At 43.5% G+C, this 26,381-nt stretch carries 20 protein-coding genes; 2 read left to right on the plus strand and 18 right to left on the minus strand.

Translation table 11 applies throughout. The features are described from left to right. Positions 1 to 192 precede the first annotated feature (192 nt). Together G587_RS0114095 and tnpA are read left to right on the plus strand one after the other, a co-directional pair. Complete coding sequence (locus tag G587_RS0114095; protein WP_026492793.1) at positions 193 to 1,515, plus strand: IS4 family transposase; 1,323 nt, start codon at positions 193 to 195, stop codon at positions 1,513 to 1,515. A 224-nt stretch (positions 1,516 to 1,739) separates the two neighbouring features. After that, positions 1,740 to 2,156, plus strand: coding sequence for an IS200/IS605 family transposase (gene tnpA / locus G587_RS22880; RefSeq protein WP_081679465.1), 417 nt, complete (start codon positions 1,740 to 1,742; stop codon positions 2,154 to 2,156). Positions 2,157 to 2,754: 598 nt separating this feature from the next. Here the strand turns inward: tnpA and G587_RS0114110 are convergent. The 18 genes from G587_RS0114110 to hisS form a co-directional block, all read right to left on the minus strand. After that, the gene (locus tag G587_RS0114110) at positions 2,755 to 4,098 is read right to left on the minus strand and encodes a dicarboxylate/amino acid:cation symporter (protein WP_026492794.1); all 1,344 of its coding nucleotides are present in this window, start codon (positions 4,096 to 4,098) and stop codon (positions 2,755 to 2,757) included. Between the two features lies 1 nt (position 4,099). Continuing rightward, positions 4,100 to 5,620: a clostripain-related cysteine peptidase gene (locus tag G587_RS0114115; RefSeq protein ID WP_026492795.1), complete on the minus strand. Its 1,521-nt coding sequence runs from the start codon at positions 5,618 to 5,620 to the stop codon at positions 4,100 to 4,102. A 44-nt stretch (positions 5,621 to 5,664) separates the two neighbouring features. Further along, positions 5,665 to 6,168 carry a hypothetical protein gene (locus tag G587_RS0114120; RefSeq protein ID WP_026492796.1) on the minus strand — a complete coding sequence of 168 codons (504 nt, stop codon included), beginning with the start codon at positions 6,166 to 6,168 and terminating at the stop codon, positions 5,665 to 5,667. Positions 6,169 to 6,341: 173 nt separating this feature from the next. Then, complete coding sequence (locus G587_RS0114125; protein WP_242830090.1) at positions 6,342 to 7,070, minus strand: phosphatidylserine decarboxylase; 729 nt, start codon at positions 7,068 to 7,070, stop codon at positions 6,342 to 6,344. A gap of 92 nt (positions 7,071 to 7,162) precedes the next feature. Beyond that, a complete protein-coding gene (locus G587_RS0114130; RefSeq protein ID WP_242830091.1) occupies positions 7,163 to 7,876 on the minus strand; it encodes a CDP-alcohol phosphatidyltransferase family protein in 714 nt (237 codons plus the stop codon). Beyond that, the gene (locus G587_RS0114135) at positions 7,855 to 8,898 is read right to left on the minus strand and encodes a lysylphosphatidylglycerol synthase transmembrane domain-containing protein (protein WP_026492799.1); all 1,044 of its coding nucleotides are present in this window, start codon (positions 8,896 to 8,898) and stop codon (positions 7,855 to 7,857) included. Before G587_RS0114135 ends, G587_RS0114130 begins: the two co-directional genes overlap by 22 nt. 25 nt (positions 8,899 to 8,923) lie before the next feature. Next, positions 8,924 to 10,645, minus strand: a complete 1,722-nt coding sequence (locus G587_RS22885; RefSeq protein WP_051201052.1) for a L,D-transpeptidase family protein — start codon at positions 10,643 to 10,645, stop codon at positions 8,924 to 8,926. A gap of 101 nt (positions 10,646 to 10,746) precedes the next feature. Continuing rightward, on the minus strand, positions 10,747 to 11,241 hold the full coding sequence (def, locus tag G587_RS0114145; protein ID WP_026492800.1) for a peptide deformylase: 495 nt from the start codon (positions 11,239 to 11,241) through the stop codon (positions 10,747 to 10,749). A gap of 67 nt (positions 11,242 to 11,308) precedes the next feature. Continuing rightward, positions 11,309 to 13,573, minus strand: a complete 2,265-nt coding sequence (gene priA, locus G587_RS0114150; RefSeq protein WP_026492801.1) for a replication restart helicase PriA — start codon at positions 13,571 to 13,573, stop codon at positions 11,309 to 11,311. Then, positions 13,573 to 15,069 carry a UDP-N-acetylmuramoyl-L-alanyl-D-glutamate--2,6-diaminopimelate ligase gene (locus G587_RS0114155; RefSeq protein ID WP_026492802.1) on the minus strand — a complete coding sequence of 499 codons (1,497 nt, stop codon included), beginning with the start codon at positions 15,067 to 15,069 and terminating at the stop codon, positions 13,573 to 13,575. Before G587_RS0114155 ends, priA begins: the two co-directional genes overlap by 1 nt. A gap of 194 nt (positions 15,070 to 15,263) precedes the next feature. After that, a complete protein-coding gene (gene recJ, locus G587_RS0114160) occupies positions 15,264 to 17,048 on the minus strand; it encodes a single-stranded-DNA-specific exonuclease RecJ (RefSeq protein WP_026492803.1) in 1,785 nt (594 codons plus the stop codon). 352 nt (positions 17,049 to 17,400) lie between these two features. Continuing rightward, complete coding sequence (secD, locus tag G587_RS0114165; protein ID WP_026492804.1) at positions 17,401 to 19,680, minus strand: protein translocase subunit SecD; 2,280 nt, start codon at positions 19,678 to 19,680, stop codon at positions 17,401 to 17,403. A gap of 20 nt (positions 19,681 to 19,700) precedes the next feature. Beyond that, the gene (scfB, locus tag G587_RS0114170; protein WP_026492805.1) at positions 19,701 to 21,128 is read right to left on the minus strand and encodes a thioether cross-link-forming SCIFF peptide maturase; all 1,428 of its coding nucleotides are present in this window, start codon (positions 21,126 to 21,128) and stop codon (positions 19,701 to 19,703) included. A gap of 122 nt (positions 21,129 to 21,250) precedes the next feature. After that, positions 21,251 to 21,400 carry a six-cysteine ranthipeptide SCIFF gene (gene scfA / locus G587_RS22890; protein WP_022762634.1) on the minus strand — a complete coding sequence of 50 codons (150 nt, stop codon included), beginning with the start codon at positions 21,398 to 21,400 and terminating at the stop codon, positions 21,251 to 21,253. Positions 21,401 to 21,512: 112 nt separating this feature from the next. Next, a complete protein-coding gene (locus tag G587_RS0114180; RefSeq protein ID WP_035786831.1) occupies positions 21,513 to 22,817 on the minus strand; it encodes an HlyC/CorC family transporter in 1,305 nt (434 codons plus the stop codon). Positions 22,818 to 22,819: 2 nt separating this feature from the next. Then, positions 22,820 to 23,479 carry an HAD family hydrolase gene (locus G587_RS0114185; protein WP_026492807.1) on the minus strand — a complete coding sequence of 220 codons (660 nt, stop codon included), beginning with the start codon at positions 23,477 to 23,479 and terminating at the stop codon, positions 22,820 to 22,822. A 1-nt stretch (position 23,480) separates the two neighbouring features. Continuing rightward, a complete protein-coding gene (locus tag G587_RS0114190; protein WP_026492808.1) occupies positions 23,481 to 24,872 on the minus strand; it encodes an MATE family efflux transporter in 1,392 nt (463 codons plus the stop codon). A gap of 148 nt (positions 24,873 to 25,020) precedes the next feature. Continuing rightward, a complete protein-coding gene (gene hisS / locus G587_RS0114195; protein ID WP_026492809.1) occupies positions 25,021 to 26,289 on the minus strand; it encodes a histidine--tRNA ligase in 1,269 nt (422 codons plus the stop codon). Positions 26,290 to 26,381 lie beyond the last annotated feature (92 nt).

Below are 26,381 nucleotides of genomic sequence, written 5' to 3' on the forward strand. Positions count from 1 at the left end.
CCAATGTCATTAAGATAAGATGACGAACTAAGACCTCTATATCAGAAATGGTATAGGGTTCTTTTTTTTCTGCAAAAAAGCTTGACACCAAAGCTAAAAAGTGCGGCCGCTTTCGCTACTGATTATTTTTAGAGGTAGCGAAAGCGGCCCTTGAAATTAAGAGCAAATCTTATTTTCAAGGAGGGCACGTGTATGAGTCATTCAAAAACTGTCAAAAAAAGATTGCTATCCATCATTGATGAGATGGATAAGGTTCATTGGTTATTTACAAAGAACCCTGCATCGGATTTTAGTCGTACCAAGAAATGGTCATTTTCAGAGATGATGAAATTTATTATGGCTATGGAAGGTAAGGCTCTTAAAGATGAATTATTGGAGTATTTTGACTTTAGCAAAAACACCCCATCCAGCGCATCTTTTAACCAGCGTCGAGCACAGATTTTACCTGAAGCGTTTGAGTTTCTTTTCAATGAATTTACTCATGCAGTCTCAAAGCCTAAGCTTTATCAGGGATATCGTTTATTGGCATGTGACGGATCAGATTTAAACATTGCACATAATCCAAATGACGAAGCAACATACTTTCAATCATTGGCTGACTCAAAAGGCTTTAACCAGATTCACCTTAACGCTCTATATGATCTAAGAACAAAGACATATATAGATGCTATTATCCAACCATCACGAAAAGAAAATGAGTATAAAGCCATGTGTGACATGGTTGATCGGTATGATAGTGAAAATAAGGCAATCTTTATTGCGGATAGAGGATATGAGAGCTATAACATCTTTGCACATATCAGCGAAAAGCATCAGTTCTACCTTATTCGCGTGAAAGACCTTTATAGTAATGGAATTGTTGCTTCCGCCAAATCACTACTTCCTCAGGAAAAGGATGTCTTTGATGAGAACATTTCAATTACTTTAACAAGGAAACAGACCAAAGAAGTGAAGGCAGCTCCGGAAAAGTATCGAATAATCATGAAAGCAACACCCTTCGATTATCTGGATTTGTATGATAATAAGTTTTATGAAATAAACATGCGGATTGTCAGATTTCCTATATCCGAAGACAGCTATGAATGTATTATTACCAATCTTCCAAAAGATGAGTTCCCGCCAGAAAAGATTAAAGAACTCTATCATATGCGATGGGGAATAGAAACATCCTTTAGAGAACTGAAATACGCGGTTGGATTGGTAAACTTTCATGCAAAGAAGCTGAATTATATCAAGCAGGAAGTATGGGCCCGGATTATCCTTTATAACTTTTGTGAAGAGGTAACAATGCACACTATTGTGAGGCAAAGCTCCCGACATAAAAAGCATTCTTACCAGTTGAATTATACGCGAGCCATCCATATATGCCGTCATTTCCTATCCATAAAGAGAGAAGCTCCTACTGATGTAGAATATCTCATCAGTAAAGAGCTTCTTCCGGTCAGGCCCGGACGCAAAGACCCTCGCAAAGTCAAAGTCCAGACTGCCATAAGCTTTCTATACAGAGTAGCTTAATGAACTAATTATACTATTTATTGTGGCAGATAGACATCTGCTTGTTTGCCATGCCATAAAGAGATTGCTACCATCAAAAAAAGAGAACTGACCACCTTGTTAATTGGTATCAGTTCTCAATTCATTTTTCTCTGTCATCTTATCTTAATGACATTGGTATCATTGCCATAACTATGATATTTTTCTTTTTATAAATACTTAGCGAAAAAACCCCTTCCACTTGAATGCGGAATTTAATTCCGCATTCAAGTGGAAGGAAAAAGGTCATCACAGACGAGATGGGTGATTTCATGAAAAACCACGCCGCATATCTCTGTGGAAGGATGGACTGTGACCTGCTCTCAGCTGAAACAGACAGGGATCACATGCACCTTCTTATCTCAATGGCTCCAGATGTGGCACCGGTAAAGCTGATCAACACATTAAAGACCGGACTTTCACGAGAGGTTCATTTAAGATACAAAGAGCATATCGAAAAGTATCTCTGGGGTGATTCACCATTCTGGAGCGCCAGTTATTTCTGCGCTACTACCGGTTCCGTATCCATGGAAACCGTCAAAAAATACATAGAAGAACAGCGCACTGATGACCATCGAAGAAAATATGAGAAATCTGGAAAATATGTTAAAGCAAAGCGTTGAAGACCGGCGATTCATCCCCGACCGACAGCGTCGGAAGGGGTTTTCTCGCTTATTATTTATAATTTTACATTACACCTGTTAACACTTATTTCCTGATTTCGACTCAACTTCAATCTACCAGCCTCGATTCTTATTCCACCAATTATCTGTCTTCCTCTTCTTCTGGTGTAATTGCAAGTCTCAATATAATATTCCCAATACACCAGTTATATCTTTTTCCTATTCCTGACTCAACGAATTCTTCCATAGCAGAACATCTTTACACCAATTCCCTCTATTTCTTTGCTCCTGACGTAACTATAATCCCCCTACCTACCCCCCTATTACACCTATTATCTCTTCTTCTCTGCTTCTGACTCAACTGGTGTCCACTTACCTCAGTTCCCGTTACACCAATAATCTTTCCATTCCTTCTTCTGGTGGATCCACAGCTATCTGCAGCATATTTCCAGTACACCAGTTACCCCTTTTCTCCTATTCCTGACTCAACTGCTGCCCACCAAAAACACCACCGACACCCCACCGCCACGAGCCCCATACTGTATCTGTGCAATACCGCACTTCTGATTGTTCTTAGATTCCGAGCCGGAGATTCCCCCTATGCCTTAAATTTCTCCACATCCACAAGCTTCTCTCCTCTGGCAACAGCCAGAGTTACCACCGCATCTCCTGTTACATTGGTAAGTACCTGCATCATTCCCACCAAAGCATAAAGTCCCATGACTATGCTTATTGAATTTGACGGCACACCAATCTGCGGAACAAGAAGTGACAGGCAGATAAGCGCTGCTCCCGGCACCCCCGGAGCACCTACCGAGAGTATATATATTGAAAATACAAGCTGCAATATTATCGCAGGAGTGATTGAGATTCCATATATTTTTGCCATAAACAGAGAGCTTAACATGAGAGTAACGCAGCTTCCGTCCATGTTGATAGTTGCTCCCAGAGGCAGCGAAAATGCATATATCTTCTTGGAAATTCCAAGGGATTTCCCGCAGGTTTCCATTGAGGTCGGAAGTGCTGCATTACTTGAAGCAAGAGTAAATGCAACCACCATCGTAGGATAATATTTCTTGAAGAACGTAATCGGATTCAACCTTGCAAATATCATTATTATCAGGCTGTAGACTCCAAGCATCATGATATCTCCCAAATATATGACAGGAACCCACACAAACACTGACAAAAGTGACTTGATCTCCATGTTGAAAACCATCTTTGCCATTGAACAAAAAATTGCCAACGGCATGATATTTATTATTATTGTTGTAATCCTGGAGCAGACAAGATATCCGTCACTTATTATATCCTTGAAAACATGCAGCTTATCGGCCACCGCTGAAACTGCAACTCCCATAAGCACCGCAAGGAAAATAATCTGAAGCATATCTTCCTTCAAAAACGGAGACACAATCTCGCTTGGAACTATATCTATAATCTCATCGAGAACAGATGTAGATACATTTTGACCATTGGCAATTGTGGAGTCCGCCGCATCAGAAACAAGAGCCTTTAATGAGGGATCACCTATAGGAAAAATGAACCACACCAATGCTCCTATCCCAATTGCTATAAAGGATGTAATGGAATAGCCGGTAATTACCTTACCCGCAATGCGCCCAAGAGACTTCATATCCCCAAAATCCGCTATACTTGATGCTATTGAAAAGAATACCAGCGGTCCAACGATAACCTTCAGTGCATTGAGGAACATGGTAGTCACTGGACTTAGCAGATTCTTTATAAGCGCCTGTATTACATCATCGGGGCATATATTCTTAAGGATTACTCCAAATAATATACCTGCGAAAAGTGCTGAAAAGTTCAGTATAAGCTGTTTATACTTTGATTGTTCCATCTGAACCTTTCTCTTTTCAAAGAACTCCCGAGCATTCTTAATTAGCATTTCAATATCATTAGCATCATTCTTTTTCACCATTTTACCTCCTCGTATAGTATCGGACTACCAAATCCTGCTCAAAAACGCCATCCGTTACATTCAATAACTCAGTGGCTAACTTCCTGGCATCGCTTTCCGAAAGCAGATATGACTTTCCATATATGAAAAGCTCCTGCTTTATTTTGTCATATATCTCATCCACACTATTCTCGTTATCTTCCATAAGTCTTGCCGCTTCTCTCATGGCATTATACAGAGCTGCAAGCTCCCAATAACCGTCCTTTAGATAATCGTACTCAGGACAAAAATCCTGTGCTTCCTCATCGGTTCCCGGCCTCGCAAGTCCTATAACATAGCCATGAAAGGGCCAGGTCTTAAATCCATCTCTATGGCTCACCCTGTGACTAAATAAATATTTCTCCAAATTGGAATTATCAGTCGTTGAATCTGTATTTGGAAAAAATAAGGAAATTCCCGATATATCCCTGGAAAAAACCTCGGGCGAAGCATATAGCCTTATGATCATCTCCCTGATACTCTTTGCAAGCGCCTCATAATTGCTGATAAAGACCTTATCCGCACGCAAATATTCTGAAGCAGCAAGGTTCCTTGCCCAGAGCCCAAGGTCTACGCTATACTCATCAATTTTCTGGGACTTATCCCTTATCCCCGCAAGAAGCCTGTACATTTGGCCAGGTGCTTCCCTCATCCTTACCGCAAGGCATCTGCAAAAACGATTAAAAGCATTCTTAAATCCGTCAACAATATTTTCATCCAGATTGATTGATGTTAAAACCAGTCCCTCATGTTTATCCAATCCGACATATATTTTATCAAGTAATATCGGAAGAATCTTCTTATCAAAAGCACTGTCTGTAAGCTTAGTATCAAATCCATGGCATGCCGCAAGGAGAGTTTCTATCGTTTTTGACCTCATCCATCCGATACCCTCCTCATCCCCTTCTGCGGCTATCATGGTCCTGGCACCCTTTGCCCACGCTGTCACAGCTTCTATGTGAGACATTCTGCAGCTGTTATACCCGATGAAAGCCAGCTTCTTTCCTCCAAGTAATTCCCTTATCACAGGCATCATCCTGCACAGATCTGCAGAGATTATCATGTCATCATCGTTTCTCTCATCCTCGCCAAATCCCCATTGAGGGCCGCCTCCGTGTCCACAGAATATCAACGCATACTGCTCAGCAGGATATAAGGTCACCGCTTCAGTGAGCAAATCTATAAGTTCAATAACATTTCCCTCTTCGTCCTTTTCAGTCATCAAAACAAGCCCTTCTTTTTTAGGAGGGTTTTGAAGAGGCAAAAGCTCATTATCTTCTATTTTCCATCTCTCATTTTTATCCCAGGCGATCTTATCAAGGATCTCCAGCTTCGCCAGACTATCACCAGATGAAGCGCTGCCCTTTTCAGCTTTTGTTCTAAGCAGGTCCATAAAGTTTAGCTTTAAATCTCTGTAACGATCTCTTGCATCATCCTCTACCCCGCCTGTAACAGTGCACTCGGGATCAAGGCAGCTTCCTCCAGTCTCGGCTATGACCGCCACATCGTCTGCTTCACCTGTTTTCCTTAGCAGGAATCCACTATTATTCAGAGTTCCCTAATATATAATCCAAAAAATGTTCTATGATATCTTGCCAGTTCCTCTGTTGCCTCGATCAGGTCCTTTTGGGATTCAAGAAGCGCATCATGAGACTGCCTTATTTCATCCTGAACCTTGACCATGTGCTCGTGTTCCTTGTCCGCAAGCATAAGCAGCGTATCCGTTCTTGCCAGATCCTCCTTCAAGTCTGCATTCTTTTTGGCCATATCCTGAAGTTCCTTCTGAAGCTCAATTATCGCATACTTAAGCTCTTCGTTTTCTTCCTGAACACGTTCAAGCTCATGCTTTAAGTCGTCGTTATCCGACTGCATTACAATAATTCTTTTAAGCCTGTGCTGGTCAAGAAAATTGCAGGCATAGTCATCCATCACGCGATGGTTATCCTCTATTGTCACATGACCTTCGAGCTCTTCCTTATATTTCTGTGCCTGTGCTCTTACGCTTTCATAACTGATAGTACGACTCTTAGCGTATTCCTTTAATGTCATCATGATTGTAACTCTCCATACATAAGAAGCAAAAACCCCTTCTACACTTATAATTATAGTTTTGCCCCCCATATATGGCACATAAACTTTTCCTAAAAAAAGAAAGAACATCGTATAATCAAAAAATTAACGACGTTCTCAAAAAATTAAATAGATATTATCTATATCGCATTTATTCAGTTATTTTGTATATGCTTACCCACTGCTTCGCCGAGTTTTACTGATGTTTCAATGCCCTTTCGTGAATTCTCAAGGATATCTGCTCTGGGATTGAATTTACCCTTGGGAATAAGGACGATTATGGTCGATCCGCCAAACTCAAAGTGTCCCTTTTCCATTCCCCTTATAACCCTGCCGGCGCTGTGCTTCTCATTAGCAATTCTGCCAACCATCATTGCGCCTACTTCCATCTGAACACATTTGCCCAGCTTATCGCTGTCTATTACAGAGTACTGCCTGCTGTTTTCCGTAAACACAGGTATCTCCTCGAGGGCTACAGGTCTTACGGTGTGGTAAAAGCCATTTATCTTACGGTCAGGGAGCTTGAATCCATCAGTAAAGTAGACATATCTGTGATAATGATTAACGCAAAGCCTGTAAACAAGGCAGTATCCGCCCTCCAGGCTATCCGCAAGCTTCTTGTCACGGAGCAGGGTTCTTATTGAAAATCTGCTCTGCTTCACGTTCAGCACAGTTCTGTTCGTTATCCTGCTCACCTTAAGAAGGCCGTCGCAGGGCGCAATCACAGTATCTTCGTCAGGGCTGATGGGACGAAGTCCGCTCTTTATCCTTCTGCAGAAAAAGTCGTTAAAGGAGCGGATGTCATCAAGTATATAATCTTCCATCCTTATTCCGTTTTTTCTGGCAAAGGGCTTAATAAAAATAGCAGAAACCCCGGAATCCATAAAAGCCCCCATCATGTCTGACAGGGGTTTTAAGGTCAAAGGCTTAAGTAAAATTCTTCCGGTTTTTGTTTTATATAAAAAATCAAGTATGCTCATAAATTAGATACCAGTATGTAAACTACTGCTGAAAACTCAGCAACACCAATCAAAGTTCCAACCAAAATCATCTTAAGTCCGGGCTTAGGAATCTTAAAATTGCCAATAAAGAGAATCCCAACCAGGAGCAGCATAAAAAAGTAAAAGAAGGTAAGGTCAAGGATTGTAAAGTAATGGATGATCAGTGTAAGCGGAAAAATAAGGGCCGCTGCTGTAACAGGAAGTCCTGTGTAATACTCTCTTCCAAACTCCTGCTTCTGCTTTGCTCTCTCTCCTGCTGTGGCATTAAAATACGCAAGTCTTACAAGAGCTGACAGAACATAAAAAACAGCGATCAGTAAAAGAATCAAAACAAGAGATGTCTTGGCACTATTGCCGCTCTCCTTCATGACATCCCTGAAAGCACCATGTATTCTTAGCTGTGCAACACCTATAGATACAGGGAGCACGCCGAAGCAGATAAGATCAGAAAGTGAATCGATCTGTGCTCCGAACTCCTTCTCAAAATCGGTGCGGTTCTTCTTGGTCCTTGCAACCGTTCCATCGAAGGCATCAAAAAGTCCAGACGCCATCAAAAACAACGTTCCACCATAGGGATGACCAATTCCTGTCATGGTTATTATTATTCCAAGTGCACCTGATATAGTCGAAAGATATGTAAGAATAATCGTGTAATCATACACACCTATCAATTTTCTCTCTTTTTCCATAGATATCCTCCAAGCGTTATCAGACCGCTTATTGTAACGCAAATATAAAATGATATTGCTCTGCTGACCATATCCAGCTGCAGTGCAGCCTCATGTGTCATTATCTTTGAAAAGCCGTCTATCATCAGATAGTCTGCTATTCCCATAGCTCCGGGAACCGGAACAAAGTTATAACCGATTGTTATGAGACACTGCTTTGAAAAAAGCGTAATAGCATCTCTCTTAAATCCGCCAAAGGACAGGTTCATAAACATCGGAATCGCTATCTGTGATGCTCTCTGCAGGACATTCCATATAAATGCTTTTATAAGGATATCACTTCTTCCCGCAAACATCTTCGCACAGTTACTGTAGTCCTTGTGAGCTTTATCAAGTCTTGCAAGTCTGTCTTCGCCGTGCCTTAAAAGTCTTTTATCCTTCAAAAATACAACTACGCGCTTAAGAATACCAAAAACCTTGTCACTGTCCTTAAGCATGGTAAAGAACACCATAATAAGCAGGATAAGTACTACAAATCCAACCATTATAAGCGCTCTTGGTGCCAATCCGAATTCCCTGAAAAAGTCGGGATTAAGGATTATCGCAACAATCCCCAGAAATCCGATTGCTGCGGTATACATCATAAGGTTCAGAATCAGCGTGGCAGATACCACTCCTCCGGGAATACCATCTTCATGCATAAAATATGCACTGGCAGGCTGTCCTCCAGTTGCTGAAGGAGTTATCGCTGAAAAATAAACATCTGAGGTGCTATAGATAATACCGTTCCACAGATTCCTTTTATAGTTAATGCCGTTAAGGATCGAGCATATGGCAACCGCCTCAAAAAATACATATCCCGCGGCACATATTATAGCAACGATCAGATAGAACTTATTACCATCCGCTACCACTTCCAATAGCTTTGGCAAGGAAAGCGTCTTACTCTCTCTAAGTATGGTACACACTGTCAAAGCGGCAAGAAGGACGGAAAATAGCATCCAAAATATTTTTTTGAAATTTGACTTTTTATCCTTAGCCATTCCAAAAAAACCTTCCCAAGTATTTTTAATTTTGTGGTGTCGTTTCGCCACCCTCTGAAGGAGCAGTGCTTTCGCCTGTAGCCCCCTCTCCGTTCACATTATCCAAACTGTTTTCAGAAGGAGTCTCACCCTCTGTGGAAGCAGCTTCTCCTGCGCCTGTATTTTCTTCTGGTGTAGTACTTTCTCCCGAAGAAGTATTTTCTTCGGTAGTCTGATTCTCCTCAGAAGTATTATTTTCTGTAGAAGCCTCAGAATCAGTTCCGGCTACTTTACCATTGATAACAGGGCGCTTTTCAACCTTCACCTCACCTGTTTTGGGATCTGTCACTTCGACCTCCACAACAGGCACGGGAGATGTAAGTCCTCCGTATACGAGAACTGCTTCGCCCTTGGAAACCAAATCATATATTTTTTCGGCTTTTTCTGTGGGAAGATTAATACATCCGTGGGATCCGTTCAGAATATAGTCATATCCACCGAACTTGGATCTCCAGCTGGCATCATGCATTCCTACATTTCCATTAAAGGGCATCCAGTATTTAACAGGAGAAGAATAGTTCTCACCTACAAGTGTAGCATCTCTCTCCTTATAGGTAATTCCGTAGGTTCCCACTGGAGTCACTCTGGACTTGTTAACACAGCCTGATACGAAATCGGAATCCTCTACGACCTGTCCATCCTGGTAAACCCAGAGATGCTGCGCTGTAAGGTCGATCTCCACATAGGAGGTGCCGTAGTCCTGCTCACCATAGGCTGCCGCAGTTCCGAAATACACGGGAACGCGGGTACCCTTATCGCCATTTTTAATAGCTGCGATAAGCTCAGAAGTCTCTGTACTTCTGTCCATCCACCAACCGTAATCTCCGCCGGAAACAGTCACTTCCTCACCGCTGTGGGAAATGATGGTCCTGGTCTTACCGAAGGTGTCATACTGCCTTGCAATACTGTTTACAAAGTCCTTAACCTTTTCCTCATCAAGGCTGACCTCTGTCCCGTTTATGGTACACCACTCTCTTATCTTTGTGCCATCCACAACAACGGTATCAGCGCCAAATTCGTAGACAATATTGGCTTTGCAGAAGTTATTAAGGTTATCACACAGAGCTGTCATCTCCGGATTATCTGAAAACAGCTCCGGTGCTTTATAGCATTCATCGTCAAGTGTAACCTCAGGCTCTAAGACATCTATTGCAGAGCATATCTTCTCCACAACGATATCTCTTATGGGAGACTGACCATAATCCTCGGGAACAATATAGAAGCCGTCCTCTCCGGACTCCTCGGATACGTATGCATCAACTGGCTCCTTAATATTTTCAGGAGAAAAATATGCCAGGGAGTCTATCTTGTTCTCTACTGTTTCCTTTGAATACACTACGATATTATCTGTCGTAAGATGAGTGTCCTTGAACAGATATGCAGGCCACAAAAGAGGATTCTGCTCTTTTAATGCTCTGTCAAACTGTCCGTCCATTCGAAGTGAAAGATTTATATCGTTCGCAGAAATAGTCTCTGTGATATCTCCCCTTCCCTTGATGGTAAGGACGTATTTCATCAGTCCGTCAGTTACTTCCGTCTCAATTTCCTTTGCCGTCATCTTATATGCCGGAATATCATTCACGTAGACATTAAATGCAAAATGACTCATGAAATAAATCGATACTCCCATATAGAAGAGCAAAAATATAATAAATGTTATTCCCAGGATGATTCCTGCTATGCTTCGTTTAGCTTTTGTCCTACTCATATTGTCTCATAATGCGAATTAAGAAATAACATCCGCACCCCTCATTAAAATGTCTGCCATAAATACACTAAGTATCCATGGCAGTTAAATATCTTATATAATTATTCCTCTTCTGAAGGCTGCTGTAAATCTTCGTTATTTACAAGATCGCCTTCAACCTTCTCGACATACATATGTCCGTCGAGATGATCGCATTCGTGGCAAATAGCTCTTGCAAGAAGCTCTGTTCCTTCAAGCTCGAAGGGCTTCATATCAATATCAAAAGCTCTAACCTTAACATAATTAGGTCTTGTCACAACGCCGGATTTGCCGGGAAGTGAAAGACATCCCTCATAACCTGTCTGCTCTCCTGATGTCTCAAGGATCACAGGGTTTATTAAAAGATGAGGATCGTCACACTCAGGTGAACAATCAATAACAACTATTCTCTTCAAAACTCCAACCTGGGGAGCAGCGAGTCCAACGCCGTTAGCGTCATACATTGTCTCAAACATATCATCTATAAGCTCGCGGATCCTGGGAGTTACTTCCTTAACTTCCTTGCAGGGACGTGCAAGTACATCATCACCATATTCTCTGATTTCTCTAAGTGCCATTACTATTACCTTTCTATTGTGCAAAACTAAACATGTACATTTCAGTATATCACAATTTAATCAAACTTTACATGAAGTTCATGGGATCAAAATCAAACTGAACCTGAATCTGCCTTGTAATCCCCCTGCTTTCCCATTCATCCAAAATATTTTCAAGGGCATCCTTTATTTTTGTCAAAACATCAAAATCCGCATTTTTCACATAGATGACCATTCTGTAAACATCGTTTATCTTACTTATGGCGGCCATTGCAGGACCGATAATGATCGTATCCTCAATGCGCATTCTGTCGATGTATGCCCTTAGCTGATTGGCCTTTTCCTTACCAAAGTTCTCATCCTTGGCCCATATCTGGATAGCAAGCATATGAGCTGCCGGCGGATACCTGAGAAGGCTCCTGTAGGATATTTCCTCCTCGTAAAAGGCCTTATAATCCTGCTCCGCAGCGCTGATTATCGCATAGTTATCCGGCTGATAGGTCTGGATGACAACGTTCCCGGGGTGTGTTCCTCTTCCCGCTCTTCCCGCGGCCTGTGTCAGCAGCTGGAAGGTGCGCTCTCCGGCTCTGTAATCCCCTGCATTGAGGGACATATCAGCTGCCAGAATTCCAACAAGAGTAACATTAGGAAAATCGTGCCCTTTTACTATCATCTGCGTGCCCACAAGCACATCCGCCTCTTCGGAAGCAAAGGCAGAGAGTATCTTTTCATAACTGCCCTTGGTCCTTGTGGTATCAGCGTCCATCCTGAGCACCCTGGCCTTAGGAAAAATCTTGTTTACCTCTTTTTCTATCTGCTGTGTTCCCGCTCTGAAGGCTGAAACGTATCTTGAGCCGCACTCAGGGCAGGTTCTTGATATGGGCTGTGTATAGCCGCAGTAATGGCACACCAGCATACCACCTCTGTGCTCCGACATTGAGACGTCGCAGTGGGGGCACTTAAACACATATCCGCAGGATCTGCAGGACACGAAGCCAGCAAGCCCTCTTCTGTTTATGAAAAGCATGGCCTGATGACCGGTATCTAAAGTCTCCTGCATTTTTTCCTGAAGGCTTCTGCTAAATATCGAGCGGTTACCTGAGCGAAGCTCCTCCCTGAGGTCAGCAATCTCAACCTCCGGCAGTGTTCCTCCCGTAAGTCTTCTGTTTAATTCAAAGAGCTTGTATTCGCCATTCTTTGCCCTGTAATAGGCTTCAAGTGAGGGTGTCGCTGAACCAAGAACCACACTTGCTCCGCCCGGAACAAGCTTTGCAAGCTCTATGGCCGTCTCCCTTGCGTGGTACTTGGGCATGGTCTCACTTTTGTATGAGGTCTCATGCTCCTCGTCTATGATAATAAGTCCCACATTGGGAAAAGGCGTAAACAGCGCAGATCTCGGTCCGATGATAATGTCTATATCACCTTCCTTAGCGCGCTGCGCCTGGTCGTACTTTTCTCCGGGAGACAGTGTGGAGTTCATAACCGAAACCCTCTCCCCGAAGTGTCTGTAAAACCTCATAAGGGTCTGATAGGTGAGTGCTATCTCAGGGATAAGCACAATGGCCTGTTTTCCCCTTGAGATAATGGCATCTATCATCTCTATGTAAACCTCGGTCTTACCGCTTCCCGTGATTCCGTGAATGAGGTAAGTTCCGCGTTTTCCGGCATCGTAATCCGCTATGACTTCATCCGCGATGCGCTGCTGCTCGGGGCTTAAGGTGATATCCTTTTTATGGACATTAACATCACCCACAGGATTCCTGTAGTATTCCTCACTGTCAACAGCTATCACGTTCTTATCTGAAAGTGCCCTTATTACAGCTGCATTTACATTAAGCTTACCTGTGACAAGCTCGTAGGGAATCCTCTCTGAGGGGTTCTCCAAAAGGGCCTCTAAGAGCCTTCCTCTTGCCACCTGATGCTTTTTTACGCAGTTTTCATAAAAGGCTCTGGCCTCAGTCTCATCCATCATGAGCCTTATATATCTGTGTACCAGGGTCTTGGACTTCTTCCTTACGGGGATGACCGTCCTTAGCGCATTTATCATGGTTGAGCCGTAGCTCTCCCTCATCCAGGCAGCCAGCTGAACCATGATACCCTCGGCAGACATCTCACCCTCTGTGATATCAAGGATTTCCTTGGTCTTGGCCGGGTCGAACTCAGGCCTGTCAGTGATTCCGATAACATAGCCCTGCCTTACGGTGTTTCCCTTTCCAAATGGAATGCTGACGCAGCTCCCCGGGCGGATTCTGTCCTTTAACCTCTCAGGGATTATGTATTGAAAAGGTCTGTCCACTTTCTCGTGGGAGATATCGATTATTATGTTTGCAAAAGATAAGCTCCCTTTTTCCATCAAGCCTTTTCCTGTATCTCCTTCAAAATCTCCTGAATGAGCACTCTCTCATCCATGGGATATTTAACTCCCTTGATTTCCTGATAGTCCTCGTGTCCTTTACCTGCAAGAACTATGATATCGCCCTGCTCGCCGTGCTCGATGGCATAGCGGATGGCTTCCTTTCTGTCCTCAATCTTGATGTACTCGCCATCAGTCTTCTTCATACCTGTCTCGATATCGTTCATGATATCAGCAGGCTCCTCGAATCTCGGATTGTCAGATGTGATGATCGTGAAATCCGCAAGCTTACCGGAAACCTCACCCATCTCGAATCTTCTGAGCTTGGAGCGGTTACCGCCACAGCCAAATACGCTGACAAGTCTTGTGGGATGGTAGTCACGAAGAGTGCTAAGGAGACTCTTAAGTGCCATCGCATTGTGAGCGTAGTCGATCATAAGTGTGAACTCGTCTGAAACCTTCACCATCTCGATTCTGCCCTTTACGTGAGCCTTCTTAAGAGCTTCAGCGATCACATCCTCCTTGCAGCCAAGGTGCTTGGCAACATCAATTGCACAGAGTGCGTTGTAAACGCTGAATCTTCCTGGTGTGGGAACCTGTGCATGCATCTGAATAGCACCCTCAGTATCAAACATAACTCCAAGTTCACCGGGCTTATGAAGGTATGCAAGGTTGATCGCACGAAGGTCAGCCTGATCTGAGAAGCCATAGGTTGTAAGCTCACAGGTATGTCCCTCAGTAACGTCCTCTACGTGGGGATCATCCGCATTGGCAATACCTACTCTACACTGCTTGAAAAGAAGTCCCTTGCAGTGCATGTAGTCATCGAAGTCCTTGTGCTCTCCGGGGCCGATGTGATCAGGCTCAATATTAGTAAAGACACCAATGTCATAAACGAATCCCTGACTTCTGTGAAGCATAAGAGCCTGTGAAGACACCTCCATGACAACTGTGTCACATCCTGCATCAACCATTTTTCTCATATATTCCTGAAGATCGTATGACTCAGGTGTGGTGTTCTCAGCGTGAATGTGTTCATCGCCGATGATAACCTCGATGGTTCCGATAAGTCCGCACTTGTGTCCGGCGTCCTCGAGCATATTTCTGATAAGGTAAGTAGTTGTGGTCTTACCCTTTGTTCCTGTGATACCTACAGTCTTAAGGCTCTCAGCGGGGTTACCGAACCACTCTGCTGAGATGAAAGCCATGGCATATCTGGTGCTCTCAACTTTGACTACTACAGTCGATGTTCCCTCGGGAAGCTCCACATCCTTCTCTACTACTATAGCTGCAGCACCCTTTTCAGCGGCTTCCTTAGCTGCAGAATGTCCATCGAAGTTCATACCCTCTATACAGATAAAAAGGCATCCCTCGGTAATCTTTCTGTTGTCCTTTACAACCTCGGTAATCTCTACAGATGCTACATCTGCCTTAGTCCCTGAATTACCGACAGTTGCGTCATAATCAAGTTTTTTAAGCAGGTTTTCCAGTTTCATTTCCTCTTTCTCCTCTTTTATAAAATTTTTCTTAATAAATTCATAAATAAATCTACTGTTTTTCTTAAGTATTTGAACACAAACAGTTCACATTTAGAATGTATATTATAACCAAGATAGTTGATGAACTAACTATCTCCCCCTCATAAGAAACCGCAGACACACGCTTCCCAAAGAGCGTGTGTTTTGTGGTTTTATGGAAGAAAATCTTTCAAAACTATCTGAATGCTCTCTTCGCCTCTGAATTCATTTATCTTGGGCTGATACGCAATCTTAACTACCATTTTATCATGAAATCCTCCATTATATAGCTTTTCTCTCTGACTGACTCCAAAATTATTATCAAGAAATTCATTCCATCTATCAAAGAGACTTCCAAATACCATCATATCAAGACTTTGTCCCTCAGGATCTTTTACTACTATCTTTGCCACGTTGGCATTTTTACCCATGATTCTACCTTTAACAAGTTCAACATCCCTTGCTGCAAATACAGGCTCAGGATTGCCCTGTCCAAAGGGTTCAAGGGTCTTTAGCTCCTTAAGAAGTCCCATTGAGACATATCTTAAAGGAAGCTCCATATCAAGACGGATAATCTCAACAAAGTCATCCGCTGTAAGCTTACTGTTGGCATTAAGAGCATCCCTGAAGGCTTCGAGGTTATCCTTGGGGAGTGAAAATCCGGCTGCCATCTTATGTCCGCCGTACTTGGTCATAAGTTCTCTACATTCACTTAAGGCATCAAACATGTGATAGCTCTCAATTGAACGACCTGAGCCCTTAATCAGGCCTTCTCCTGCATCTGTAATTACAAACACAGGGTGATTAAACTCTTCTCTTATCTTACCTGCAATAATTCCCGCAAGGGATTCGTGAAGCTCTGGCATGTAAATAACAAGGACATCCGGAAGCTCATCTCCATAGCCATCCAGAATCTCCATCGCCTCATCCTTACCCTGCTGGGTCATATTCTTACGTTCATCATTTAACTGCTTAAGCTCCAGAGCTATTCTGGCTGCTTTATTTGAATTAGTCTCTGTTAAAAGCTCAAGCCCTCTCATGGCAGTATCAAGTCTTCCCGTCGCATTAAGGCAGGGTCCTATTACAAATCCATAAATATAGCAGCTAACCTTATCCGGCTCAATCTCGTTAACCATAAGAAGCGCTCTTACTCCGGGATTCTCAGTCCTTGAGATACACTCAAAGGACTTCTTCACAATAACTCTGTTTTCATCCTTAAGGGGCATTACGTCACAAACTGTAGCCCATCCCGCAAAGATGGTCATCTCATCAAAGAATCTCTCAAGCGCTGTATCCTTCTTAAGTCCCATCTTCTCTGTGAGCACCTGGATAAACTTAAACGCAACCATGGCTCCACAGATCTCATGATAGGGATACTCATCATCCCTGCGCTTGGGATCAACAACCGCATCAGCAGGAGGAAGAATCATCTTCTCCTTATCCACCTCACTGTAGCTAACCTCATGGTGGTCAGTAACTATTACAGTCATTCCCAGCTCTTTTGCGTGAGCAATCTGCTCTATCGCTGCAATACCGTTATCACAGGTTATAATGGTCTTCTTACCATCAGCATGAGCCTTATCTACGAGGTTGATACTAAGACCATAGCCGTCAGTAATTCTATGAGGCAGAACCACATCAACATTACCGCCACAGAGCTTAATTCCGGACAGCAAAATATAGGATGAACAAATTCCATCCACGTCATAGTCACCGATAACTCGTATGGGATCTCCCGCTTCTATTCGCTGCTTCATGATATCTGCAGCCAAATCTATATCTTTGAGCAAATGAGGGTTATGAAGATACTTCTCATCTGCCTTGAGGTACATTTCAATATCTTCATCCGTAACTACGTCCCTATTTCTAAGAATCCTTGCTGTAATAGGCGAAATCCCGTGTTCCTTTGCTATTTTCTGAAAATCCGCGCCTTTAGCTATTACTAACCACTTAGCCATTTATAACCTCTTAAATCATTATTTCTTTTATATCCTACAATATAAACTTTGTAATGAATATTGTTGTAGTCATTGTATTCTACATCCACAACGTTTCGGTAGGAATAAAAGGTCTGGGGCTCAGGTGCTAAGGCAAAAATATATAATACTTTGCGAGATTTAAACCACGGAGGTGAGACCAACAATCTCAAGTGCCATTGCACGCAGAGATTATGCTTTGGGCTCACCGGAGTTCTTGGTTTAACACGAGCAAATATTATATATTTTGCCGTTTCACCTGAGCCCCAGACCTTCTATCCCTAAAAAAATTATGGGCTGCCACATTACTGTGACAGCCCCTCATCATCTTGATTTATTTTGTGAACTTCTTCTTGAGATCAAGCCATACCGGTGATGCGATAAAGATTGATGAATATGTACCAGCAACAACACCGACCATAAGAGGAAGTGCAAAGTTGCGGATATCCGGCACACCGAAGATTGCAAGTGCAAGAACCATGATGAAGGTTGTTACTGATGTGAACAAGCTTCGTGTAATTGTCTGGCTTACACTCTTGTTAACAAGATCATCAAGCTGATCCTTACGATTCAGGAATACCTGGTTCTCACGGATACGGTCGAATGTAACGATGGTATCGTTTATGGAGTAACCGATGATGGTAAGAATTGCTGCGATGAATGTACCACCAACCTGAATTCTTGTAAGTGCATAGCATGTGATAACGACAAGTGCGTCATGTGCAAGTGCGATGATAGCTGCTGCACCAAACTTGATATCTCTGAATCTTACCCAGATGTATGCAAGCATAAGGATAAGAGCGATGATCATAGCTGATGTTGCGTCTGCACGCATCTCGTTACTGATTGTTGAGCTGATGGACTCAGCTGCGATGCTGTCAGCAGGCACTGAGTAATCAGTCTTAAACATGTTGTCTACAGCTTCACGCTGATCAACTGTAAGTGTTACTGTCTTAAAGATAACCTGGTTAGATCCTGCAACAGTCTGAACCTGAACTGAATCTACACCTGTGAGATCTCTGATCTTAGGAACGATCTCGCTGTCAAGCTTCTCTGTTGTCCACTGCTCGTTGAAGGTTACGCTTGTGGATGTACCACCTACGAAGTCAAGACTGTAGTTGAATGCGCCTTCTCCGCGTCCACCATTGATACCCATTACTACGAAGCCGATAACGATGATTGCAACGGAAATGCCGTAGAAAAGCTTTCTCTTGGTTGTGAAATCAAAGAGCTTAAGCTCCTTAGCTTTTCCATACCACTTCTTATCCTCAAGTCCAAGACCATAGAAGATATTTGTAATAGCTCTTGTAACAAAGAGAGCTGTGAACATTGATACAACAATACCAAGTGCAAGTGTTGAAGCAAATCCCTTAACTGTACCTGTTCCGCGAAGGCCAAGGATTGCTGCTGCAATAAGTGTTGTGATGTTACCGTCAAGGATAGCTGAAAGAGCTTTTCCGTAACCTGCCTTGATAGCAGCCTTAACATCCTTACCACTTGAAATCTCTTCTCTAATACGTGCGAATACAAGCACGTTAGCATCTACGGCCATACCTACTGAAAGGATGATACCTGCGATACCGGGAAGTGTAAGTGTGATCTCAAATGCTGAAAGAAGAAGTATCTCAAGTCCGCAATAGAACATAAGAGCAATACTTGCTGCAACACCGAGAAGCTTATAAACGATGATCATGAACAGGATGATTGCAATGAAACCTGCAATTGCTGCGATCATACTTGTATGAATAGCGTCAGAACCGAGCTGAGCACCTACTACGTTAGAACGGAGCTCGTTAAGCTGAAGCTTAAGTCCACCGATACGGATCATTGATGCAAGGTTTGATGCATCCTCGAATGTCTTCTCACCGGTGATGATAGCTCTACCGTCTGTGATCTCAGCCTGTACGTTAGGAACTGAGATGAACTCGCCGTCATAATAGATTGCGATAGACTCGCCGTTTGCAAATGCCTTCTTAGTAGCCTCAGCAAACTTTGTCTTACCTGCATCTGTGAAATCAAGAGAAACAACTACTTCCTGAGTGTTAGCTGTTCCGGAATTCTGGTAGCCTGCCTGAGCATCTGCTACATCTTCACCCTTAAGTACAATCGAGCCCTCTTTCTCAAGCTCTTCAATTGACTTGTTGAGAACGTAACCGATCTGGCCATCTTCGCTAAGGACGTAATTGCCATCCTCATCTACTGTGAAGCCTGAATTGTATGTGTAGTTCTCATTACCCTCACTATCAGTCTGTGCGATGAAGTAAAGGTTACCGGGCTGACCAAGTTCCTCAAGAATCTTGTTCGCATCTGTAACACCGGGAATCTCGATGTTAATTCTGTTTGAACCTTCCTGATAAACCTGTGACTCTGTACTGTACTGATCTACACGCTGCTGAAGCTTGTAGATTGTATCTGACATATCCTCAGCACTGGGTGTACCATCACCAAGTACTTCATAGGTGATACTTACACCACCTGCAAGATCAAGTCCGAGATTGATACTCTTAAGTGATCCTGACTTATCGCTTCCAAGACCGTACACTGATGTGTATCCAAGCCCTCCAAGCAGCAGTAATGCTACAAGCAAAGCGACTACTGATTTTACTCTTTTCATCTTTTCACCCTCCGTTTTACTCATTCGGCCTGTGCAGCTTTGATCATGATTGCGCACTCTACACGCTTTCTCTGAAGCTCACATCCCGTATGATAGGTTGTATTTATGTCGCCATTAAAGTTATAGGCGTTTGCAGCACAACCTCCGCTGCAATAATATCTTGCAAAGCACTTCTGACACTCAGGTCTGGAGTACACATTGCTCTCTTTAAACTGTTTCTGAAGATCAGGTCGTGTGATTCCTTCAAAAACATTACCCATAATAAAGTCTTCGTTACCAACAAACTGGTGACAGGGATAAAGGTCTCCCCAAGGTGTAACACCAAGATATTCACATCCTGAGCCACAACCTGAAAGTCTCTTGGCAACACACGGACCACCTTCAAGGTCTATGTTGAAATGGAAGAAGTTAAAGCCTTTGCCTTCCTTCTGTCTCTGGAGATAGAACCTGGCAAGCTCATCATACTGCTCACAGAGATAAGGAATATCCTCTTCCTTAATAGCATACCAATCTTCAGGCTTAGCCACAACAGGCTCAACAGATATCTGCTTAAAGCCGAGATCTGCAAGATGCTTAACATCCTCACAGAAATCCAGATTGTTATGTGTAAATGTACCTCTTACAAAGTATCTGAGCTGGTGACGGCTCTCCGCTACCTTCTTAAACTTGGGAACGATGTTATCGTATGTTCCCTGACCGCCACGCATGGGACGCATCTTGTCGTTGACTTCCTTACGTCCGTCTATTGAAAGGACGATGTTCCCCATCTCCTTATTGGCAAATTCAAGTATCTCATCTGTAAGAAGAGTACCGTTAGTTGTAAGTGTGAAGCGGAAGTTCTTATCGTGTTCCTTCTCAAGGCTTCGTCCGTACTCAACTATCTTCTTAACAACGTCCCAGTTGAGAAGTGGCTCTCCTCCGAAAAAGTCAACCTCAAGGTTCTTCCTTCCTCCGGAATGCTTGATAAGGAAATCAAGAGCAGCCTTACCGACCTCCTCGGTCATCAGTGCCTTTCTTCCGTGATACTCACCCTCGTCCGCAAAGCAGTATTTACATCTGAGGTTGCAATCATGGGCGATATTAAGACAAAGCGCCTTGATTACTGTATCTCTCTCCTTGAACTCTTCTACGTAATTCTCGTAAACATCATCCGTATAAAGCACCTCGCCTCTGCGAAGCTCAAGTATATCGGATATAGCATCAGATAAATCCTCTGTGCTGTACTGTGAAAAGCTGCCTGAAAGCTCTGAAACAAGCTCAGGAATAAGTGATTCATCACTTACAGCCTCCGCGCCCTCTGCAGTGATATCAGCAGACTTAAAGCGCTTTATCAATTGTTCCTCCACAGGATGAATAAGATCAAAAACAATGTCATCCACAACGTGAACGGAACCACTGTTTACATCCAGAACAATATCGTAGCCGTTGTTCTTGTATGCATGTACCATATAAAATTCTCACTACCTTTTCTAATTTAGGATTATTCGTGCATTTTTATCATAGTTTTCATAAATCAAGCAGCGGCATGGCCGCTGCCTGTTTTATTAAAACTATTTAGTTAAACACACAATTACTTATTAGCAACCTGCTCGCAGCTCTGGTTACCAACAGTGCAGGAAGTCTTGCAAGCAGACTGGCAAGATGTCTGGCATTCGCCGCAGCCGCCCTTCTTCATAGACTCCTTAAGATTTCTTGTTGCAAGTGTCTTTACGTGCTTCATAGTCTCGTCTCCTTTTCATACAGGATTAATACTGAAAAACAACAGTTTTCCACAGTTCTATAGTATACCATAGTTTAAGTCTTGGGAAAAGATATATTTTTCAAGTAAAAAATTACTTATCTTCTGAGCTTTGCTCGTTTTCAGCCGCGCTCTCCTTAACCTCAAAAGCGCCCTCCGGAATATACACAAGAACATCCGTGATACGGTTTCTCTTAATGCCGTTAGCTGTGAGTTCCACACCGTTTTCAAGCTTTGTGGTTTCTCCTCCTCTAGGAAGTCTGTCGAGGCTCTCGATCATAAGTCCGCCGATTGAATCATAATCATCGGATTCAAAGGCTGTTCCGAGAGCATCATTTACATCATCGAGCTTCATGTTACCTTCCACAATGAAGCGGCCATCGCCCAGCTCTCTGATCTGCTCTTCCTCATCAGAATCGTACTCGTCTCGGATCTCACCGACGATCTCCTCAAGAAGGTCCTCAAGAGTGATCATTCCGACAGTTGCTCCGTATTCGCTAAGTACAAAGGCTACGTTCTGAGCATTTTTCCTCATCTCCAGAAGAAGATCAGCGGTCTTTTTATACTCATAGGTGTAATAAGCCTCGCGGAGATAATCGCTTATCTTGAAGTTGTCCTTGTCAGACACCAGAACCATGTCCTTAATATTGATAAGACCAATGATATTGTCCTGATTATCCTCGTAAACAGGGATTCTTGTGTACATCTCCTGCTTGAAGATTCGAAGCACCTCGTGATACTCAGCATCGGAGCTCACGCAGACCATATCGATTCTGGGGATCATTACATCCTTTGCAACAGCGTCTGAAAACTCAAACACGTTGTAGATCATTTCCTTTTCACCACTCTCGATGACACCGTCCTCATGACTTACGTCAACGTAGGTCTTAAGCTCGTTTTCAGTCATGAGCTTGTGGCTGTTCTTATCAACTCTCAGCACCTTAAGGACTATATCCGCAACCGCATTGACGATCCAGATAACGGGAGTGAGTATCTTCATGATAAGAAGGATTATTCCGGCATAGAAAAGTGCCAGATTTTCCGCATAGGTTGTAGCGATTGTCTTGGGAATGATCTCACCGATTATGAGAACAACGATTGTGAGAACTCCGGTTCCGATACTTATCGCCCAGTCGCCCCATATCCTCTGAACAAAAATGGTCATAAGGGCAGACGCTGAAATATTGACAATATTGTTGCCGATAAGAACCGCAGAAAGCATGTCCTGATAATTATCAAGAATCTTCTGAACCTTGACAGCTTTCTTATTATTTTCATCCACAAGAGTCTTGATTCTCACCCTGCTGACGCAGCTCATGGCTGTCTCTGCAGATGAGAAAAACGCAGATAAAAACACAAGAAGAATCAAAACGATCAGCTGTATTATGTTCTGTTGCAAATTTATTTACCCCCTTCAACTATGTCAAAGATGTCCGCAGGCTTATTTGCAAAAATCACCCCACCTGCTTCTTCCTGTTCCTTCCTTGTTCTGAAGCCCCATTCAACGCATATACAGGGCATTCCCGAATTCCTGGCAGTGTTGATGTCCACGTCCGAATCACCTACATAGATGCATTCATCTGCTGTTACGCCAAGAATTTTCATAGCCTCAATAACAGTGTCCGGTGCAGGCTTTTTGCGGATATCCTTGGTCTCGCCGATAGCAACGTCTATCGTATCCTTAAAATAAAGCTTTGCCAGCTCCCTGGTGGCATCCATGAATTTGTTGGATACTATGGCGAGCTTGTAGCCCTGCTCCTTTAATCTTGCAAGTACCTCCGGTATCCCATCATAGGGACCACTGTTGTCGTTACAATGTATTTTATAATGTTCTTTAAAATCAGCAAATACAGCTTCAAATTCAGGGTTCTCTAGTCCCTCCGGAACGCATCGCTCCATCAGCTTCTGAACGCCGTTTCCAACTCTGTACTGAATTTCATGAAGGCTGCAGGTGTCCATCCCATGCTTTTCTAATGCGTAGTTGGCACTGTTTTTAAGGTCCTCAAGTGTGTACAGAAGTGTTCCGTCCAAATCAAAAATTACAGCCTTATATTGTGACATTTTATGCAGTTACTGCCTTTCCGCCGCCCATTTTGGAGACGACCTTTTTCTTTATAATAAAATAGCTTATGAGGTGAGCCGAGGCCGTGATGAACCAGGTCACCGGGTATGAAATAAACAAAACCGTAAGGTCATGATAAAGTCTGAACACTGTCAGGATCCAGACTATTCTAAGTCCGCAGGCACCGATTATGGATACGATCATAGGTACTGTAGAATATCCCATTCCCCTGAGACTTCCGCAGATAACATCCATGAAGCCGCACAGAAAATAAACCGTGCAGATTACAGCCATACGCTGAACGCCGTACTGAATTGTCGCGGGCTCCTTGGTGTAAATTCCAACAAGCTGACTTCCAAAAAAGTAGAACAGATTACCCATGGCAGCGCCTACAACGAACACCACCGCCAGACAGGTTCTAAGAACCTTACCGATTCTGTCAGACTTATTGGCTCCCACGTTCTGGCTTGTAAAGGATACGCAGGCCTGATAAACAGCGTTCATAGCCATGTAAACAAAGCCCTCGATATTGGCAGCTGCTGCGCTTCCTGCCATTGCCACAGAACCGAATTCGTTTATGGATGACTGGATAAGCACATTTGAGAATGAAAAGATGGTTCCCTGAAGTCCTGCGGGAAGCCCCACCCTGATGATTCTCTTTGCTTTATCAGCATTTACTCTGACCTTCTTAATATCAAGCTTATATATCTCATTTGTATTAACAAGAGCCTTCACTATCAAAAATGCAGATACTGCCTGTGAAATGATGGTTGCAAGAGCAACACCTGCAACGTTCATCTGAAATCCTATAACAAAAATAAGATTCAGAATCACATTTATAACACCGGCGTTCATCAGATAATACAGAGGTCTTCTGGTATCACCTGCTGCGCGAAGTACCGCTGCTCCAAAATTATAGAGCATTGTTACCGGCATTCCGATAAAATATATCTTCATATACGTTGTTGACAGACCGATGACCTCCTCCGGAGATCCCATGAGCTCCAGAATAGGTCTGGCAGCGACCAGGCCAATTATCGCAATGATAACGCCACCGATAAGCGCCAGGGCAACTGTAGTATGAACTGTTTCTTCAAGCTCCTTTTGCTGTCTTGCAGCATAGTATCTGGCTGCAAGAACGTTAACTCCCACAGACAGCCCCATGAACACGCTAAGGAGCATGTTTATTACCGAACCCGTTGAGCCGATAGCTGCAACGCAGTTGGCACCAAGTGTCTGGTCTCCTGAAAACTGGCCGACAACCACGATATCAGCCGCATTAAAGAGAAGCTGCATCACACTTGATAAAATAAGTGGAATGGAAAAAAGGAGAATCTTCGGAAGAAGAGCCCCCTTAGTCATGTCTATCTCGTAACTTTTGTTCTTTCTCATTTTAAATAATGATACCCTCATCCGTCAGCTTCGCTGACACCTGTCTCCGCTCCGCTTCGGTCCGCGCAGAACCGACGTCCACTGGACGTCGTGCGCCCCAGAGGGAGAAGGCTTGAACTGCATCAGCCTTCCATTGTGGAAGAATAAATCAGTGTTTTAATTCAGTCTTATAGAAATCCTTGAATTCTGTGTAGCCCTGAGTTGTGAGCTGCTCCTTCTGGAATTTCTTGTTCTTATTCATGCGGACAACAAGAACCTGTCTGCCGTCTGCTCTTTCCTTCTGAGCCTCAGCGATGATCTCTGAAAGCTGCTCTCCGCCGATACCCTTTTCAACAAGGAAGGCTACCTTGGCCTTTTCATCGGGAATCTGGAAGCCCTCGTCCATCATGATCATGATGATACGCTCAAAGCCGATGGAGAATCCACATGCGGGTGTGTCCTGACCTGTGAACTTACCAACCATCTTGTCGTAGCGTCCGCCGCCACCGCAGCTTCCGCCGTACTGAGGCATAGCAACCTCAAAAATAGTTCCTGTATAATATGACATTCCACGAACAAGTGTGGGATCAAATACAAGCTCAAACTCCGCGCTCTTGGTAGCATCAACGCTGGAGATGATCTCCTCAAGATTGCTCTTAACGTCAGCATCAAGGAACTCACCAAGCTCCTCAGCGAGGAATCTGATTCCGTCGATAGCGCCCTTACCCTCTACGTTCTTGAACAGGTTGAGGTACTTATCGATGCTCTCCCTGACAAAGCCGTCCTTTTCAAGTTCCTCAGCAACACCCTCTAAGCCGATCTTGTCCATCTTATCAAGAGTTATGAAAACTGAATCATAGCTCTCCTCCGGGAATCCGCTGTAGGCAGCCATAGCCTTGAGCATACGTCTCTCATTTATTCTGATCTGGAAGCCCTTAAAGCCAAGTCTTCCAAGTGTAGTTGTAGTTGCAAGGATAAGCTCTATCTCTGCAAGGTTAGTAGGCTCACCGAGAATATCGATGTCGCACTGCATGAACTGGCGATATCTGCCCTTCTGAGGTCTGTCAGCTCTCCATACATAGCCCATCTGAAGTGCCTTGAAGGGTGAAGGAAGCTCATTCTGGTGATTTGAATAATATCTTACGAGCGGAACTGTCAGGTCATAGCGAAGCCCTGAATCAGTGAGGTCGTTCTCCTCCTTAGCGCTCTCGAGCTTAAGCTTCTCTCCTCTTTTCATGATCTTGAAAATAAGCTTCTCGTTCTCACCGCCCTGCTTGCTGTTAAGGTTAGCAAGTGACTCAACACAGGGAGTATCTATTGAAGTAAAACCGAATCCCGCATAGGTATCCTTGATAATTCCAATCACGTAGTCTCTAAGTTTCATCTCCTCAGGGAGAATATCCTTCATGCCTGTTACGGGCTTTTTGATAAGTGCCATTACATACCTCTTTCTTTTTTCTTGTTGATAAGGAAGTTCTGCTCTCGCTACCGCTCGCCAGAACACGTTCAGACCAGGTTCGAAAATACCTC

The organism is Butyrivibrio sp. XPD2002, assembly GCF_000423945.1.
Classification (GTDB): domain Bacteria; phylum Bacillota; class Clostridia; order Lachnospirales; family Lachnospiraceae; genus Butyrivibrio.